17 protein-coding genes, 1 other RNA gene, 1 pseudogene and 1 riboswitch are annotated in these 15,863 nt (G+C 65.1%); of the genes and pseudogenes, 7 read left to right on the forward strand and 12 right to left on the reverse strand.

Going from position 1 to position 15,863, the window contains the following annotated elements; translation table 11 throughout:
- Positions 1–70: 70 nt before the first annotated feature.
- The gene (locus CGR01S_RS10620) at positions 71–1,030 is read left to right on the forward strand and encodes an NAD(P)H-dependent flavin oxidoreductase (protein ID WP_042426478.1); all 960 of its coding nucleotides are present in this window, start codon (positions 71–73) and stop codon (positions 1,028–1,030) included.
- Positions 1,031–1,153: 123 nt separating this feature from the next.
- Positions 1,154–3,148, forward strand: a complete 1,995-nt coding sequence (acs, locus tag CGR01S_RS10625) for an acetate--CoA ligase (protein WP_042426481.1) — start codon at positions 1,154–1,156, stop codon at positions 3,146–3,148.
- Positions 3,149–3,304: 156 nt separating this feature from the next.
- On the opposite strand, the gene CGR01S_RS10630 is transcribed toward acs, so the two are convergent.
- Positions 3,305–3,610 carry a c-type cytochrome gene (locus CGR01S_RS10630; protein ID WP_042426483.1) on the reverse strand — a complete coding sequence of 102 codons (306 nt, stop codon included), beginning with the start codon at positions 3,608–3,610 and terminating at the stop codon, positions 3,305–3,307.
- Positions 3,611–3,709: 99 nt separating this feature from the next.
- Here CGR01S_RS10630 and CGR01S_RS10635 point away from each other — a divergent pair, with 99 nt between their 5' ends.
- Entirely contained in the window at positions 3,710–3,952 is a 243-nt protein-coding gene (locus CGR01S_RS10635) for a TIGR04438 family Trp-rich protein (RefSeq protein ID WP_042426486.1), read from the forward strand.
- A gap of 15 nt (positions 3,953–3,967) precedes the next feature.
- Here the strand turns inward: CGR01S_RS10635 and CGR01S_RS10640 are convergent, their stop codons facing one another.
- The 6 genes and pseudogenes from CGR01S_RS10640 to CGR01S_RS10665 all read right to left on the reverse strand — a co-directional run bounded on the left by CGR01S_RS10640 (position 3,968) and on the right by CGR01S_RS10665 (position 7,734).
- Positions 3,968–5,167, reverse strand: a complete 1,200-nt coding sequence (locus CGR01S_RS10640; protein ID WP_042426489.1) for an MFS transporter — start codon at positions 5,165–5,167, stop codon at positions 3,968–3,970.
- A gap of 22 nt (positions 5,168–5,189) precedes the next feature.
- The gene (locus CGR01S_RS10645; protein WP_042426492.1) at positions 5,190–5,507 is read right to left on the reverse strand and encodes a YnfA family protein; all 318 of its coding nucleotides are present in this window, start codon (positions 5,505–5,507) and stop codon (positions 5,190–5,192) included.
- Positions 5,504–6,199, reverse strand: a pseudogene (locus CGR01S_RS10650) (cation diffusion facilitator family transporter); the annotation flags it as partial. The gene CGR01S_RS10645 and the pseudogene CGR01S_RS10650, both read right to left, overlap by 4 nt.
- Positions 6,200–6,231: 32 nt before the next feature.
- The gene (locus tag CGR01S_RS10655) at positions 6,232–6,510 is read right to left on the reverse strand and encodes a metal/formaldehyde-sensitive transcriptional repressor (protein ID WP_042426495.1); all 279 of its coding nucleotides are present in this window, start codon (positions 6,508–6,510) and stop codon (positions 6,232–6,234) included.
- A gap of 102 nt (positions 6,511–6,612) precedes the next feature.
- Positions 6,613–7,191, reverse strand: coding sequence for a TMEM165/GDT1 family protein (locus CGR01S_RS10660; RefSeq protein WP_042426500.1), 579 nt, complete (start codon positions 7,189–7,191; stop codon positions 6,613–6,615).
- A 4-nt stretch (positions 7,192–7,195) separates the two neighbouring features.
- Positions 7,196–7,372: riboswitch (yybP-ykoY riboswitch) on the reverse strand.
- Positions 7,373–7,422: 50 nt separating this feature from the next.
- The gene (locus CGR01S_RS10665; protein WP_042426503.1) at positions 7,423–7,734 is read right to left on the reverse strand and encodes a cupin domain-containing protein; all 312 of its coding nucleotides are present in this window, start codon (positions 7,732–7,734) and stop codon (positions 7,423–7,425) included.
- 100 nt (positions 7,735–7,834) lie between these two features.
- Between CGR01S_RS10665 and CGR01S_RS10670 the strand changes: the two genes are divergently transcribed.
- Together CGR01S_RS10670 and CGR01S_RS10675 are read left to right on the forward strand one after the other, a co-directional pair.
- Positions 7,835–8,098: a hypothetical protein gene (locus CGR01S_RS10670; protein ID WP_042426507.1), complete on the forward strand. Its 264-nt coding sequence runs from the start codon at positions 7,835–7,837 to the stop codon at positions 8,096–8,098.
- Positions 8,099–8,217: 119 nt separating this feature from the next.
- Positions 8,218–10,356: a 7-cyano-7-deazaguanine synthase gene (locus CGR01S_RS10675; protein WP_042426510.1), complete on the forward strand. Its 2,139-nt coding sequence runs from the start codon at positions 8,218–8,220 to the stop codon at positions 10,354–10,356.
- 258 nt (positions 10,357–10,614) lie between these two features.
- Here the strand turns inward: CGR01S_RS10675 and ssrA are convergent.
- The 4 genes from ssrA to rpsT all read right to left on the reverse strand — a co-directional run bounded on the left by ssrA (position 10,615) and on the right by rpsT (position 12,822).
- Positions 10,615–10,991, reverse strand: a transfer-messenger RNA (tmRNA) gene (ssrA, locus tag CGR01S_RS16460).
- 13 nt (positions 10,992–11,004) lie between these two features.
- Positions 11,005–11,670, reverse strand: coding sequence for an HAD-IA family hydrolase (locus CGR01S_RS10680; RefSeq protein WP_042426513.1), 666 nt, complete (start codon positions 11,668–11,670; stop codon positions 11,005–11,007).
- Between the two features lie 2 nt (positions 11,671–11,672).
- Positions 11,673–12,386: a bifunctional 2-polyprenyl-6-hydroxyphenol methylase/3-demethylubiquinol 3-O-methyltransferase UbiG gene (gene ubiG / locus CGR01S_RS10685; protein WP_042426845.1), complete on the reverse strand. Its 714-nt coding sequence runs from the start codon at positions 12,384–12,386 to the stop codon at positions 11,673–11,675.
- 136 nt (positions 12,387–12,522) lie between these two features.
- Complete coding sequence (gene rpsT, locus CGR01S_RS10690; protein ID WP_042426516.1) at positions 12,523–12,822, reverse strand: 30S ribosomal protein S20; 300 nt, start codon at positions 12,820–12,822, stop codon at positions 12,523–12,525.
- Positions 12,823–12,911: 89 nt separating this feature from the next.
- Here rpsT and murJ point away from each other — a divergent pair, with 89 nt between their 5' ends.
- Positions 12,912–14,477 (forward strand): murein biosynthesis integral membrane protein MurJ, encoded by a 1,566-nt coding sequence (gene murJ, locus CGR01S_RS10695; RefSeq protein WP_042426519.1) that lies wholly within the window; start codon positions 12,912–12,914, stop codon positions 14,475–14,477.
- 25 nt (positions 14,478–14,502) lie between these two features.
- A complete protein-coding gene (locus CGR01S_RS10700) occupies positions 14,503–15,342 on the forward strand; it encodes a SirB1 family protein (RefSeq protein ID WP_042426848.1) in 840 nt (279 codons plus the stop codon).
- 66 nt (positions 15,343–15,408) lie between these two features.
- On the opposite strand, the gene CGR01S_RS10705 is transcribed toward CGR01S_RS10700, so the two are convergent.
- The gene (locus tag CGR01S_RS10705; RefSeq protein ID WP_042426522.1) at positions 15,409–15,804 is read right to left on the reverse strand and encodes a universal stress protein; all 396 of its coding nucleotides are present in this window, start codon (positions 15,802–15,804) and stop codon (positions 15,409–15,411) included.
- Positions 15,805–15,863 lie beyond the last annotated feature (59 nt).

A 15,863-nucleotide genomic window follows, 5' to 3' on the forward strand; every position in this document is an offset into this window, starting at 1 on the left:
AAAAAAAGTAGCTGCTGGCGCTTGTCAATAAAGCGCTAGAGGCTTTTTTGATCCCTATTTGGAGACCCGCATGTCGACGTTGCCCCCGGTATTGCACAAGCCCACGCTGCCCGTCATTGGCTCGCCCCTGTTCATCATCAGCAACCCGCAGCTCGTGATCGAACAGTGCAAGGCCGGCATCGTGGGCTCCATGCCTGCGCTCAACGCGCGCCCGGCCGCGCAGCTCGAGGACTGGCTCGCCGAAATCACCGAAACCCTGGCCGCCTGGGACCGGGCGCACCCCGAGCAGCCCGCAGCGCCGTTTGCCATCAACCAGATCGTGCACAAGAGCAATGACCGCCTGGAGCACGACATGCAGGTCTGCGCCAAGTACAAGGTGCCCATCGTCATCACCAGCCTGGGCGCGCGCGAGGACGTGAACCAGGCCGTGCACGCCTGGGGCGGCATCGTGCTGCACGATGTCATCAACAACAAGTTCGCCCACAAGGCCGTGGAGAAGGGCGCCGACGGCCTGATCGCCGTGGCCGCGGGCGCCGGTGGCCACGCGGGCACCAAGAGCCCGTTCGCGCTGGTGCAGGAGATCCGCGCCTGGTTCGACGGCCCACTGGCGCTGTCGGGCGCCATTGCCACGGGCGGCGGCATTCTGGCGGCCCAGGCCATGGGGGCCGACTTCGCCTACATCGGCTCGGCCTTCATTGCCACGCACGAGGCGCGCGCCGCCGAGGCGTACAAGCAGGCCATCGTGGACGGCACCTCGGACGACATCGTCTACACCAACCTCTTCACCGGGGTGCATGGCAACTACCTGGCACCCTCCATCCGCGCCGCCGGGCTGGACCCGGAGCACCTGCCCGAATCCGACCCCAGCAAGATGAACTTCGGCGGCGGCGCAGCCGCCAAGGCCTGGAAGGACATCTGGGGTTGCGGCCAGGGCATTGGTGCCATCCAGGAGGTCACCAGCACCGCTGATCTGGTGGCGCGCCTGCGGCGCGAGTACCAGGCGGCGCGTGAGCGCCTGCTGCGCCCCTGACGGCGTGCGCCCGCGCGGCGCCGCGCTGCCGCACTGTAAGCTTCGTGCCAGTCAGTGGCATGTAAGTGCGTGCGCTGACAGTGTCGGGGTTTTTTCATACCACCGACCTTCAGGAGACAAGACATGAGTGCGCCATCGACTGCCATCGAATCCAACCTGGTGGAGAACAGGGTTTTTCCGCCCTCCGAGGCCCTGGTCAAGGCAGCACGGATTTCCGGCATGGCTGGCTACGAGGCCTTGCGCGCCGAGGCCGACCGGGACTTCGAGGGCTTCTGGGCCCGGCTGGCGCGCGAAAACCTGCAGTGGACCAAGCCCTTCACGCGCACCCTGGACGAATCCAACGCGCCCTTCTACCAGTGGTTTGCCGATGGCGAACTCAACGCCAGTGCCAACTGCCTGGACCGGCACATGGGCACCGCGGTCGAGAACAAGACCGCCATCATCTTCGAGGCCGATGACGGCGCCGTCACCAAGGTCACCTACAAGGAACTGCTGGCGCGCGTGAGCCAGTTCGCCAATGCCCTCAAGGCGCATGGCGTGGAGAAGGGTGACCGCGTGCTCATCTACATGCCCATGGGCGTGGAGGGCGTCGTCGCCATGCAGGCCTGCGCGCGCATCGGCGCCACGCACAGCGTGGTGTTCGGCGGCTTTTCGGCCAAGGCCCTGAACGAGCGCATCATCGACGCCGGCGCCGTGGCCGTCATCACCGCCAACTACCAGGTGCGCGGCGGCAAGGAGCTCCCGCTCAAGGCCATCGTGGACGAAGGCCTGGCCATGGGCGGCTGCGAGTGCGTGCGCAGCATCTTCGTCTACCAGCGCACGGCCACGGCCTGCGCCATGGTGCCCGGGCGCGACAAGACCTGGGACGAGGCCCTGGCCGGCCAAAGCACCGAATGCCCTCCCACCCCTGTGGGGGCCGAGCACCCGCTGTTCATCCTGTACACCAGCGGCTCCACGGGCAAGCCCAAGGGTGTGCAGCACAGCACGGGCGGCTACCTGCTGTGGGCCAAGCTGACCATGGACTGGAGCTTCGACCTCAAGCCCGAGGACGTGTTCTGGTGCACGGCCGACATCGGCTGGGTCACGGGCCACAGCTACGTGACCTATGGCCCGCTGGCGGCAGGCGCCACCGAGATCATCTTCGAGGGCATCCCGACCTATCCCAACGCCGGCCGCTTCTGGCAAATGATCGAGCGCCACAAGTGCACGGTGTTCTACACCGCGCCCACGGCCATCCGTTCGCTCATCAAGGCGGCCGACTCCGATGCTGCGGTGCACCCGAAGAACTGGGATTTGTCGAGCCTGCGCATCCTCGGCAGCGTGGGCGAGCCCATCAACCCCGAAGCCTGGATGTGGTACTACCGCCATGTGGGCGGCGAGCGCTGCCCCGTGATCGACACCTGGTGGCAGACGGAAACCGGCGGCCACATCATGAACCCGCTGCCCGGCGCCACGCCGCTGGTTCCCGGTTCCTGCACCCTGCCGCTGCCCGGCATCTACACGGCCATCGTCGATGAAACCGGCCAGGAAATGCCCAATGGCTCGGGGGGCATGCTGGTGATCAAGCGGCCCTGGCCCAGCATGATCCGCACCATCTGGAATGATCCGGAGCGCTTCAAGAAGTCCTACTTCCCCGATGAGCTCAAGGGCTACTACCTTGCCGGCGACGGTGCGGTGCGCAGCGTCGACCGGGGCTACTTCCGCGTCACGGGCCGCATCGACGACGTGCTCAACGTCTCGGGCCACCGTATGGGCACCATGGAGATCGAGTCCGCCCTGGTGGCCAAGTCCGACCTCGTCGCCGAGGCTGCCGTGGTCGGCCGCCCCGACGACCTGACGGGCGAGGCCATCTGCGCCTTCGTGGTCTTGAAGCGCCCGCGCCCCGTGGGCGACGAGGCCAAGCAGATCGCCAAGGAGCTGCGCGATTGGGTGGCCAAGGAAATCGGCCCCATCGCCAAGCCCAAGGACATCCGCTTCGGCGACAACCTGCCCAAGACGCGCAGCGGCAAGATCATGCGCCGCCTGCTGCGCTCCCTGGCCAAGGGTGAGTCCATCACCCAGGACACCAGCACGCTGGAGAACCCGGCCATCCTGGACCAACTGGCCCAGAACAACTGAACGGGCGCCCCCGCGCGGGGCCATTGCCTGACCCCCAACCCGAAGGGCGCCGCAAGGCGCTCTTCGTGTTTGCGGGCGGCCATGAAAAAACCGCCGCATTCCCGAAGGAGGGCGGCGGTCTCGCGGTTCCTGCCCCAGGGCAGGAAGAGGCAGGGCTTACTTGAGGGACAGCACCCAGTCCACGAGCTTCTTGGCTTCGGCGTCGTTCACCTGGGGGTTGGCGGGCATGGGAACCGGGCCCCACACGCCCTTGCTGCCCTTCATGACGTGCGTCACCAGAGTGGCGGCGGCGTCCTTCTGGCCAGCGTATTTCTTGGCCACTTCCTTGTAGGCGGGGCCGACCAGTTTCTTGTCGATGGCATGGCAGGACATGCAGTTCTTGGACTTGGCCAGCGCTTCGTCAGCCATGGCCGGAGCTGCAACAGATACCGCCATTGCGAGGACGATCAGGGAACGCTTCATCGTGGTACTCCTTGGGTTGGGTTACATTGTCGATAATGTCATTGTAGTGAAAGTCGTTGACAAATATCCTTGGCAACACTTTCTTATTTGAGGCAAATCATGTACCTGCTTGGCCTTGGCATTCTTCTGGCGCTGCTGAAGTACCTTGAAATCGGACCCATGGCGCAGTGGTCCTGGTGGGTCGTGCTCATCCCGTTCGGGCTGACGCTGCTGTGGTGGGCTTGGGCCGATGCCACGGGCTACACCAAGCGCAAGGAGATGGAAAAAGTCGACAAGCGCAAGCAGGACCGCGTCAACAAGCACAAGGAAGCCATGGGCCTGCGCCCGCGCAAGCCGCGTTGAGGGCAGGGCGGCGGTTCAGGTTTTCCGGGCCAATCCGAGCAAGGCCAGGGCGCTGAATGCAGCGCCCGCATAAAAGGTCCACGCCGCGCCATATCGGTCCCACAGCAGGCCCGCCACGGTGCTGGCGAGCAGCAGGGCCACACCGCTCACCAGATTGAAAAATCCATACGCCGTGCCCCGCAGGTCGGCCGGTGCCGTGGCGGCCACCATGGTTGCCAGCAGGCCTTGCGTCATGCCCATGTGAATGCCCCACAGTGCCACACCGGCCAGCACGGTGGTCCAGTGGTCATCCACCGCCAGGACGATATCGGCGGCCATCAACACCACCAGGCCCCAGGCCAGCAGCGTCTTGTGGCTTATGCGGTCGGACAGCTTTCCGAACGGGTAGGCGGACGCCGCGTAGACGGCGTTCATGGCTACCATCACCAGCGGCACCAGCGCGACGGCAATCCCGCCCTGCTGGGCGCGCAAGACCAGAAAGGCCTCGCTGAACCGCGCCAGCGTGAAGACCGCGCCCACGCCTACCACCCACCAGTAGTCGTTGCCCAGGCGCCGCAGGTTGTCCCGGCGAATCGGGTTGGTGCGCTTGCCGCTGGCGGGGCGCTCGGGCTCGCGGATGCCAAACAGCAGCAGGGCCACGGCGAGCAGTCCTGGCACCACGGCCACCCAGAAGACGGCGCGGAAGTCATTGGCCCACAGCAGCATCAGGCCCACGGCCAGCAACGGCCCGAGGAATGCGCCCACCGTGTCCAGCGCCTGCCGCAGGCCAAAGGCGGCGCCGCGCAGTTCGGGCGGCGTGATGTCGGCCACCAGGGCATCACGCGGGGCGCCGCGCACACCCTTGCCCACGCGATCGAGCAGGCGCGCGGTGAGCACGATGCCGGTCGTCGGTGCGATGGCGAACAAGGGCTTGGTCAATGCGCCCAGGGCGTAGCCGAACACGGCCAGGCCCTTGCGCCGGCCCAGGTAGTCGCTGATCGCGCCCGAGAACACCTTCACGACCAGTGCCGTCGCTTCGGCCAGCCCTTCGATCAAGCCCACCACGAGCGCGCTGGCGCCCAGGGCGCCGACCATGAACAAGGGCAGCAGGCTGTGAATCATCTCGGACGAGATGTCCATCAGCATGCTGACGCATCCCAGAATCCAGATTCCGGCGGGGATTTGGGCCGTTGGGAGCGGCGTGCCGGACTTCGTCTCGGGCGTTGGGCTGGGCATGGAGGCAAACTTGCTGAAGGACTTAGCGGGGCTGGAAGGCAATGATGCCCATGCCCGCCAGCGCCACGGCGACTCCCGCCACATCCCAACCGGATGGGCGGATGCCATCCACGGCCCACAGCCACAGGATGGCTACGCCAATATAAACCCCGCCATAGGCCGCGTACACCCGGCCGGAGGCGCTGTCGTGCAAGGTCAGCAGCCAGGCGAATGCGGCCAGGCTGGCTGCGGCAGGCACGAGCCACCATGCGGAGCCGTTGTGCTTGAGCCAGAGCCAGGGCAGGTAGCAGCCGATGATTTCTGCCAGGGCCGTGACGAGGTACAGCGCAATGGTTCTCATGCTGCAGCTCCCGGCCTTTGGGCGCCGGCATGCGGGCGGTGGTGGATTTCAAGGGTCGAGTGGACGATTTCCTCGTGCACGGACAGACGCTCGCGCACCAGCTTCGGGATGAGCGATGGGGCGCGGGTGACCACCGTCATGGCGCAGGAATAGACCTGCTTGCCCATGCGCCAGACGTGCAGGTCGGTGATCCGCGTGTCGCCGGCGCCCGCCCCGGTTTCCACGGCTGCGCAGATTTCATCGACCACCGGGTGATCCATCTCGCGGTCCAGCAGTACCTTGCCCGTATTGGCCATCAGGCCCTTGGCCCAGACGGCGACGAGCACCGCGCCAACGATGCCCATCAAGGGGTCCAGCCACGCCCAGCCGAAAATCCAGCCGCCACACAGTGCCGCGATGGCCAGCACCGACGTGGCGGCATCGGCGATCACGTGCACATAGGCTGATTTCAGGTTGAGATCATGGTGGTGGTCGTGGTGATGTCCGTCGTGACTGTGCCCGTGATCATGTCCAGGTCCGTGCCCGTGGTGCTGCGCCCTGCCCAGGATCAGCGCACACACCACGTTGACCACCAGACCGAGGATGGCAATGGCGATGGCCTCCTGGTACTGGATGGGCTGCGGTGCAAGAATCCGCTCCACCGAGCCCACCAGCACCATCACTGCCACGCCCAGCAGGAAAATGGCACAGGCGGAAAGGTCTTCGGCATGCATGGCCCGGTCCCTTACTTGACGTAGGCGCGCAGAACGGCGATCAGCTCGTCGGCGCCCTGGGTGCGCTCTGCGGCGCTGGTGATGGCAGGGTCGGCGATGTGCGTGCGGATGTGCTCCTCCAGCACCTCAGCCATCAATCCGTTGATGGCCCCGCGGGCTGCGGCGATCTGGTGAAGAATCTCGGCGCAGCCCTTTTCGGCTTCGAGGGCACGCTCCAGGGCTTCCACCTGGCCCCGGATACGGCGCACCCGGGCCACTAGCCTGGACTTTTCCCGGATGGTGTGGCTCATGGCGGTGCAAAAAATAAGATAGGGGGGTATGGTATTCAAAATGCCGGGCGGACACCATCGACGGGCAGCCACCGCATCGATGGAATCTGTGCGCCAGGGAGGCTAGAGCCCGAACTGGGAGCCCGCGCCGAGCAAAGTGGCTATGCCCAGCAGTGCAAAGACTGCAGCAGCCACCGAATGCACCAGCTTCATTGGGATCTTGTTGCCCAGCTTGTCACCGACGAAAACGGCCGGAACATCGGCCAGCAGCATCCCGAGCGTGGTGCCGATGACCACCATCAACGGGGCGGCGTAGTGGGCCGCCATGGCGACGGTGGCGATCTGCGTCTTGTCGCCCATTTCGGCAAGAAAGAAGGTGATCACCGTGGCCCCGAAGACGCCGAACCGCTTGGCGACCTGGATTTCCTCTTCCTCGATCTTGTCCGGCACTATGGTCCAGATCGCCATGCCGAGGAAGGAAATGCCCAGGACCCAGCGCAGGACCTCGGAGCTGAGCGTGGCCGTGATCCAGGCGCCGAGGGCGCCTGCAAGGCCGTGATTGACGATGGTCGCCACCAGAATGCCAAGAACGATTGGTATCGGCTTCTTGAAGCGGGCAGCGAGGAGGAAGGCCAGAAGTTGGGTCTTGTCGCCGATTTCTGCAAGGGCGACCACCCCCGCGGAGACGAGGAGAGATTCCATCAGTATTGTCCAAGGCCGGTGCAAAGACGGTTGACCACAGCGCATCCCCGGCCAAGAACGGAGGCGCTGTGGTCAAAGGTCTTGCCAAGCTCGGAAACCGCTTACGCCATGACCTGCGGGTCAAGTGTGTTGACGTAAGCCTCTTCGCGAAGAAGAGCGGCTACTCCCCAATGACCGCGTGATTCTATCCGTAGCAGGGGCGACAGAACCTTGCGCAGGGCCGAGAGGCTGTCACACGGAGCCTTCTTTCTCAATCACCAGAATGCGCGCCTCGCCCAGCGGATGCGCGACGTGCTCGCAGCCGACACCGGCGAAGAACACATCGCCCGGGCCCAGCAGCGTGCGATGCTCCTCGCCGTCCTGCCGGTAGCGCATTTCGACTTGTCCGTCGAGCACGGCGAACACCTCTTCGCCATCGTTGACGTGCCAGCGGTAGGGTTGGTCGGTCCAGTGCAGGCGTGTGGTGATGCCATTCATGGACGCGATGTCCAGTGCACCCCATGCACGGTCGGCCCGGAACTCCCGGCTGCGGATGATCTTCATGGTCTCTCACTCCTTCGTTTGCCTGGCGGGTTGGTGCCTGCGTCGAGGAAAGCCAAGGTGCCTGACCGCGATGCTTTGATTTCATAGAGGGGAATCCTGGATGGGGCATGTTCGGCTCGGGGTACTGCCAAGAACGAAGGCGTGGAAGGAGGTCGTCGAACTGATCGCCGCCGGTGCTGACGTCTCCCAAATTGCCAATGCCACCATCACGGCGGCCGAAAAGGCCTTCTCCTTCGTCATGGACGATGTTGGCTACACCGAAGCCGTCTGGCTTATGACCCAGATGGCCATTGCCGCCAAGAAGCCAGATATCCACCAGCACCTTGCGGCAGCGGGCATCCATCGTCGAGAAGTTTTCAAGTGAGTGGTTCTCAAAGCACCGGTTTCATGAGGGCGGTGACATTTCCAGAAAGTCGTCGGACGGATTCGCAGGCTACGCGCTGAAAAAGATGAAGGACGAGTTGAAAGCGGGGGCGCGCAGCGATGCAAAGTAAACGATACGTTCTGTGCGGCAACGCATCCGCCAAAGGCATCAGCGAAGACCCCTCGCGCGATCTGCGGCTGCGGCTCTCTGGCAAGGCCGGGCACGGCAACATCACCCTGCGGATCGAAGACGTCCACACCAAAATGTTTCGTGGTGTGCCGCCGCTGTTCCACGACCTGCTTGAGATCGCCACCTACGTCTACAGCGCCGATCAGGTGGTCAGACGCGGCGCGGACGATGTCGATAGCTTCGGTGACGGCTGGCGGCGCGACCTGCATTTCGTGGTTCCGGTGCGCAATCCCGATTTCTGGAACAGCGCGGAGGTACAGGAGACGCTGTGCTCGACGCTCGGGTTTCTGTCCGACGATCAGTACGAGTTCGACTTCGTCAAACTCGACCAGGATCACCAGTTCCAGGAATACCTCGAGTTCAATGACACCCAGCAGATGTACGGGATGCCGGAGCAGGTGGTCATGTTTTCCGGGGGACTGGATTCCCTGGCCGGTGCCATCGATGAGGTTGTGAACCAGAAGCGGCGCGTGCTCTTGGTCACCCACAAGTCGACCTCCAAGCTCAACAAGCGACACCGCGTACTCGAAGAGATGCTGGCCGCGAAAGCAGGCGACAACGTACCGCACCGCATTACCGTTCGCGTCCACAAGACCAAAGAACTGAACCACGAGTACACCCAGCGCAGCCGGTCGTTCCTGTACGTCTCCATCGGCGCGACGATTGCTCGGATGCTCAATCTCAAGAGCGTCCGCTTTTACGAGAACGGCGTCATCAGCCTGAACCTTCCTGTGTGCGCTCAGGTGGTCGGTGGCCGTGCCACAAGGACAACGCACCCGAGAGTGATGAAAGGCTTCCAAGACCTGCTTTCATTGGTGGCAGGTGAGCCCTTCGCAGTCGAGAACCTCTACATCTGGAAAACGAAGGCGGACGTCGTCAAGGTCATCACGGACGCTGGTTGCCACGACCTGATCAAGCATTCGATGACCTGCACCCATACCTGGGAGATGACGAACCAGCACACGCACTGCGGAGGCTGTTCGCAATGCATCGACCGCCGATTTGCTGTTCTCGCCGCCAAGGCTGACCAGCACGACCCGGCCGAACACTACAAGTTCGACGTGTTCACCCAGAGCCGCGATGCCCAAGATCAGAAGAAGAACGTGGACAAGATCATGGCGGCAGCCTATCTGGAGCGAGCCAATCAGGTGAAAGGTCTCACGGACGTGGCGCAGTTCGTCACCAGCTACCCCGACGTGGGCCGGGTCTTCAAGTATCTGAACTACGACAAAGCTGGGCAGGCTGCACAGCGGGTGTTCGATCTGTACAAGCGGCATGCCAACGAGGTGATGGGGGCATTGGACGATCTGCTCAGTCGCTACAGCAAGGAGATTCGTGAACGCACGCTCCCAGGCGACTGCCTGCTTCGGACGGCCTATGAGTCCGGTTCGGTTGTCTCGATGCCCGCCGTGGTCTCGGCCGAGAAGCTGCCAGACAACATCTTCCGAAAGCGCGGTGGTGTCTGGGAGGCTCGGTTTCAAGGTCGGGGACGACACACCATCCTGATCCAGGGCGTAGACAAGGGGGCCGAGTACATCAACCTGCTGCTGGCGTTCCCGGATCGGGAGACATCGGTCTATGAGATTGCTGTTGGAAGCGCGGCCAACGCCATTGATCTACCTGCCAACACCGGGGTGGCACCGGAGGATATTGAGGAAGGCTTCCAGGTGACCCAAGGCGTTCCTCTTGGTGACGCGGGAGACGTCGCAGACAGGCAGGCCCTCCGCGAATGGCAGCAGCGAGCCCGCGAGCTGCTGGGCGAGATTGAGGAGGCGCGCGATGCCGGTGACCACGCACGCATTGAGGAGATCGAGGAGGAAATGGCTTTCCTGACCAAGGCAATGGAAGGCGGCAAAGGCCTCGGAGGGCGGCAACGCAAGGCCGGGGACAAGCGGAAGAACGTCCGGGACGCCTTCCGCAACGCCGTTGACCGTGCCATCAAGCAAATTGCGAAGTACGACAAACCGCTGGCAGAACACCTGGACAACAGCATCAAGCGTGGCGAGGTAGTGGGCTACCGACCCGAGTCGCCGATCACCTGGGACGTTCGGCCCATCGTGAACGGGTAGCCCGTTCCAGGGCCGGGTCGCCCGCGTGAAGGCGGTATTCCTGACGAACAAGGAGCCGGAAACCCGTGTCATTGCTGGCTCAGGCGCGGAGTCGTCCTTCGCAGAAACAGAGAATGGGCGGGAACAGAGAACGGAAAACGGCCCGAAGCCGGGTTGTCCGGGGCAGCGGCGTCCGTCGCAGCGAGGACCGAACCCGCGCCAGCACTGGGGGAAACGGGCAAAAAAAAACCAACCGAGAGTGGTTGGTTTTTTGAATAGTGGTGGAGCTGGCGGGAATTGAACCCGCGTCCGCAAGCCTTCTTCGGGCAGATCTACATGTTTAGTGTTCTGATTTGGATCTCGCCACCGGTATCGCGCAGACACACGCTATACCGCCAGCCAGCACCCTTGGATCTCGCTTCCTGCCAAGGTGCCCGGCAGGGAGCCAGCTGATGTGAATTCCCTTGCAGCCGGGAGGTATTGCTACCCCCTTGCCCAGCCCATCAGCGTGCTGTTGCAAGGCTCACCGGATTAAGCGGCGAGTGCGAAACGTTCGTCGTTTGCAGTTACTTTTGTGAATGGAGATTTACGAGCGTCACTCAAGCTCGACATGCACCGCGCCGATTCCGAACCCACGTCGAAACCAGGACAGCCCCTAGACACGCTATTTTAGGACAGATGCAGCAATTGCAAGAGGGCGAGGGGAAAATGAATGGCGGCGTGTGCGCCCCATTGCCGGGTGTCGGCCGCCTGGCCCAGGTAGCCATAGGTGGCGGCGACGGTGCCCATGGCCGCAGCGCGGCCCGCGATGATGTCGCGCTCGTCGTCGCCCACGTAGATGCAGTGCTCCGGAGGCAGGCCGAGTTGTGCGGCCGCCGCCAGCAGCGGTGCAGGGTGGGGTTTGGCGTGCGGGGTGCTGTCCCCGCTCACTACAGTGCCGGCGCTGGCGAACAGGGGCATGCCCTGGGTCAGGGGCTCGGTGAAGCGGCGCGACTTGTTGGTGACCACGCCCCAGGCCAGGCCTTGCTGGTGCAGGCGGCTGACCAGCTCCTCCACACCGTCAAAGATGCGTGTGCGCTGGGTCATGCAGGCTTGGTAATTGGAGAAGAATTCTTCGCGCAGTGCCGGGAATTCAGGGTCTTCAGGCCCTATGCCGAATGCGCAGGTCAGCATGCCCCGGGCGCCGGCGCCGGCCAGGGGGCGGTAGTGCGCGAGCGGCAGCGATGGCAGGCCGCGATCGGTGCGCATCTTGTCCGCGGCGGCGCCCAGGTCGGGGGCGCTGTCGATCAGCGTGCCGTCCAGATCGAAGAGGACGGCGCGAATGCCATGGAACATGCTCAGGCGCTCCGGCGGGTGGCCTGCAGGTAGTTCACGCTGGTGTCGCCGCTGAGCCAGTAGCGGCGCGTGAGGGGGTTGTACTGCAACCCGCGGGAATGCTGCAGGTCCAGGCCGGCGCTGCGGCAATGGGCGGCGAGCTCGCTGGGGCGGATGAACCGTGCGTATTCGTGCGTGCCGCGCGGCAGCATGTTGAGCACGTACTCGGCGCCGACGATGGCCAGCAGAAAGGCCTTGGGATTGCGGTTGAGGGTGGAGAAGAACACCCAGCCACCGGGCTTGACGAGCTGGGCGCAGGCGCGCACCACGGAGCCGGGGTCGGGGACGTGTTCCAGCATTTCCATGCAGGTGACGACGTCGAAACTGCCCGGTTGTTCCTCCGCCAGGGCTTCGGCGCTCACCTCGCGGTAGTGCACGCGCGGCGTTTGCGCCTCCAGGGCGTGCAGTTGGGCCACGCGCAGGGACTTCTCTGCCAGGTCGATGCCCAGCACCTCGGCACCCTTGCGTGCCATGGCATCGGCCAGAATGCCGCCGCCGCAGCCCACGTCAAGCACGCGCTGGCCTGGCAGGGGCACCAGGCTGTGGATCCAGTCCAGCCGCAGGGGGTTGATTTCGTGCAGGGGGCGGAACTCGCTGTGCGGATCCCACCAGCGGTGCGCCAGATCGGAAAACTTGGCCAGTTCGGCGGGATCGACGTTGAGGGTGGTGTGGGTCATGGCGGTATTGTCCAACAGGCGTGCCGGGCCGGGGCAACAAAAAAGCGCCCCGGAGGGCGCTTCGTTGTCTTTGCTGGCAGCGCACCCGTTACAAACGGCGGGCGGCAGGGCCGCCCGGGCTGTGGACCTGAGAGGGTCAGGCGGCCGCGGCCAGGGCTTTCACCTTGGCGGACAGGCGGCTCTTGTCGCGCGAGGCCTTGTTCTTGTGGAAGATGCCCTTGTCGGCGATGGTATCCACCACCGATTGCATCTTGGCGAACAGTTCGGTCGCCTTGGACTTGTCGCCGGCCAGGACGGCCTTCTCGACGTTCTTGACGGCCGTACGGTACTTGGAGCGCAGCGAGGAGTTCGCTGCGTTGAGTTTGATGTTCTGGCGGGCGCGTTTGCGGCCGGATGCCAGGCGGGGGTTCTTTTTCTTGGGCTTACCAGATGCCATGATATGGGTTCCTTGTGTCTGTGGATGTTGCCAGCAAAGCCGAGCATTATAGCCCATGTGGGCTTGGCAGAGCGCATACACTGTGCGCCGTGACTCTGTTCAAAGCTGCTTCCACGGTCTCGCTGCTGACGCTGGCTTCCCGCGTGACCGGTCTGATCCGCGACCTGCTCATGGCCTCGGTCTTTGGCGCCAATGCGCTTACCGATGCCTTCAACGTGGCCTTTCGCATCCCCAATCTGTTCAGGCGCCTGTTCGCCGAAGGGGCGTTCAGTCAGGCCTTCGTGCCGGTGCTGGCCGCCACCAGGGCGCAGCAGGGGGAGGAGGCGACGCACCGGCTGATTCACAGCGTGGCCACGGCGCTGGCCTGGGCGCTGGCACTGACCTGCGTGCTGGGCGTGCTGGGCGCGCCGCTGCTGGTGTGGCTGCTGGCCAGCGGCCTGCGGCAGGACCCGGACAGCTTTGATGCCGCCGTGGTCATGACGCGCTGGATGTTTCCGTACATCGGCTTCATGTCCCTGGTGGCGCTGGCGGCGGGGGTGCTCAATACCTGGAAGCGCTTTGCCGTTCCGGCCGCCACGCCGGTGCTGCTCAATGTCTGCATGATCGCCGCGGCGTGGTGGGGTGCCCCGCTGCTGGCGGTGCGTGGCATCGAGTCGATCTATGCCATGGCCGGCGGGGTGGTGGCCGGCGGCGTGCTGCAACTGGCCGCCCAGTGGCTGGCATTGCGCCGGCTGGGCCTGCTGCCGCACATCAGCCTGGCGTGGGGGGCGGCGCGTGCGGCCTGGCAGACGACAGAGGTGCGCCGCATCCTCGCGCTCATGGCGCCCGCGCTGCTCGGCGTGGGGGTGGCGCAGCTCTCGCTGATGATCAACACCCAGATCGCCTCCTACCTTGCGCCGGGCAGTGTGACCTGGCTGTTCTATGCCGACCGGCTGATGGAATTCCCGACAGCGCTGCTGGGCGTGGCGCTGGGGGTGGTGCTCACGCCGCAACTGGCGTCGGCCCGCGCGGCGGGCGATGCCGCGCGCTACTCGGCCATGCTCGACTGGGGCCTGCGCATGGTGGTGCTGCTGGCCGTGCCCTGCGCCGTGGCGTTGCTGACCTTTGCGCGCCCGCTGGTGGCCACGCTGTTCCACCACGGCCGGCTCACCGACGCCGATGTCGGGCAGATCGCCGTGGCCCTGGCGGGCTATGGGGCCGGCCTGCTGGGGCTGGTGGCCATCAAGGTGCTGGCGCCGGGCTACTACGCCAGCCAGGACATCCGCACGCCGGTCAAGATCGCCGTGGTGGTGCTGGTGGTCACGCAATTGCTCAACCTGGCGCTGGTGCCGCGGCTGGCGCATGCGGGGCTGGCACTGTCCATCGGGCTCGGTGCCCTGGTGAATGCGCTGTGGCTGCTGTGGGGCCTGCTGCGCCGCGGCACCTACGCGCCCGCGCCGGGCTGGGCCCTGTTCGGCCTGCAGGTGGCGGCGGCCAGCTGTCTGATGGGTGTGCTGCTGCTGTGGGGCTCGGACCATTTCGCCTGGGAGCAGATGCGCGCGCACAGCCTGCAGCGTGCCGGTCTGCTGGCGCTGCTGATCGCGGCGGCGGCGCTCCTGTATTTCGCAGTGCTGCGCGTGGGTGGGCTGCGGCTGCGCAGCCTGCTGCGGCGCTGAGCCGGTGTGCACGGGAGGCTGGGCCATGCCGCTGCGTCTGTCCGTACCGACCCCGCTGGAGTACTTTGCCGCACTCGTGCAGGGGGACGCGGGCTTTCCGCTCCTGGAAGCGGCCGCCAGCATTGCCCAGGACGAGTACCCGCAGCTTGACGTGCAGCAGGTGCTGGGCGAAATGGACCATCTGCTCTGGCGTCTGCGGCGGCGCGTGGCAGCCGATGCGCCCGCCGTGCAGCGCCTGCGCGTGCTCAACCAGTTCTTCTTCGGCACCCTGGGCTTTGCCGGGAATGTGAACCACTACCACGCGCCCGAGAACAGCTACCTCAACGACGTGCTGCGCACGCGCCGCGGCATTCCCGTCAGCCTGGCGGTGCTGTGGCTGGAGCTGGCGCAGGGGGTGGGCCTGAAGGTGCAGGGCGTGGCGTTCCCGGGGCATTTCCTGGTCAGGGCGCTGCTGGCTCAGGGGCAGGTGCTTCTCGATCCGCTCACCGGGCGGTCGCTCGCGCGCGAGGATCTGATCGAGTTGCTCGCGCCCGGCCCGCAGCAGGCCATGGTGCTGGACGCCGAGGGCGCGGCCCTCCACCCCTACCTGCAGGCCGCCACGCCACGCGAGACTGTGGCGCGCATGCTGCGCAACCTCTTGCAGGTGCACCGCATGCAGGAAGACTGGCCACGCGCCCTGGCCGTGCTGGAGCGGCTCGTCATCCTGCTGCCGCAGGACGGGGAGCCGCGGCGCGACCGCGGCCTGGCGCATGCCGCCTGCGGGCATGCGGCGCAGGCCGTGGAGGATTTGCGTGCCTACCTGGCGCAGCGGCCGGACGCGCCGGATGCCGCCCGCATCGCCGAGCGCATCCGCGGCTTGCTGTGATTTTTGGATGAAATAGCCGTGTAGCCCTTATGGATCAAGCGCGACATGCTATGGTAGTGGTAGCGTTCAGCTCTGGGACTTGACGCACAGCACCGGGCAGGAGACGGTCATCAGCAGCTCCTGAGCGACGCTGCCCAGCAGCAGCTTGCCGACGGCGGTGCGCTTGCGCAGGCCGATGACGAGGACGGAGATGTCCTGCGTCTCCACCAGTTCGTTGATTTCCTCCACGGCACTGCGGCCGCGCACGAACTGCTTGAAATCACCCATGATGCCCTGGTTCTGGAGCATGGTCTCGAGCTGCTCGACCTCGCTGCCCAGGGCGAGCGAGGGGTCTTCCTGTGTGCCGCCGGGGCCGGCGTTCACGACCAGCAGCCGCTCCTGGCGGCGCTTGGCGATTTCAATGCCCTTGTCCAGTGCGGCCCGGCCTTCGGGGCGGGGCACGTAGGCGACGAGGATGGTCATGTGTGCGATTCCTTGCTATGGCAATGGTTGTTTGTAAGGTGGCGCTGGCAGGCAGCGCC

Source organism: Comamonas granuli NBRC 101663 (assembly GCF_000739995.1).
GTDB classification, from domain to species: Bacteria; Pseudomonadota; Gammaproteobacteria; order Burkholderiales; family Burkholderiaceae_C; genus Simplicispira; species Simplicispira granuli.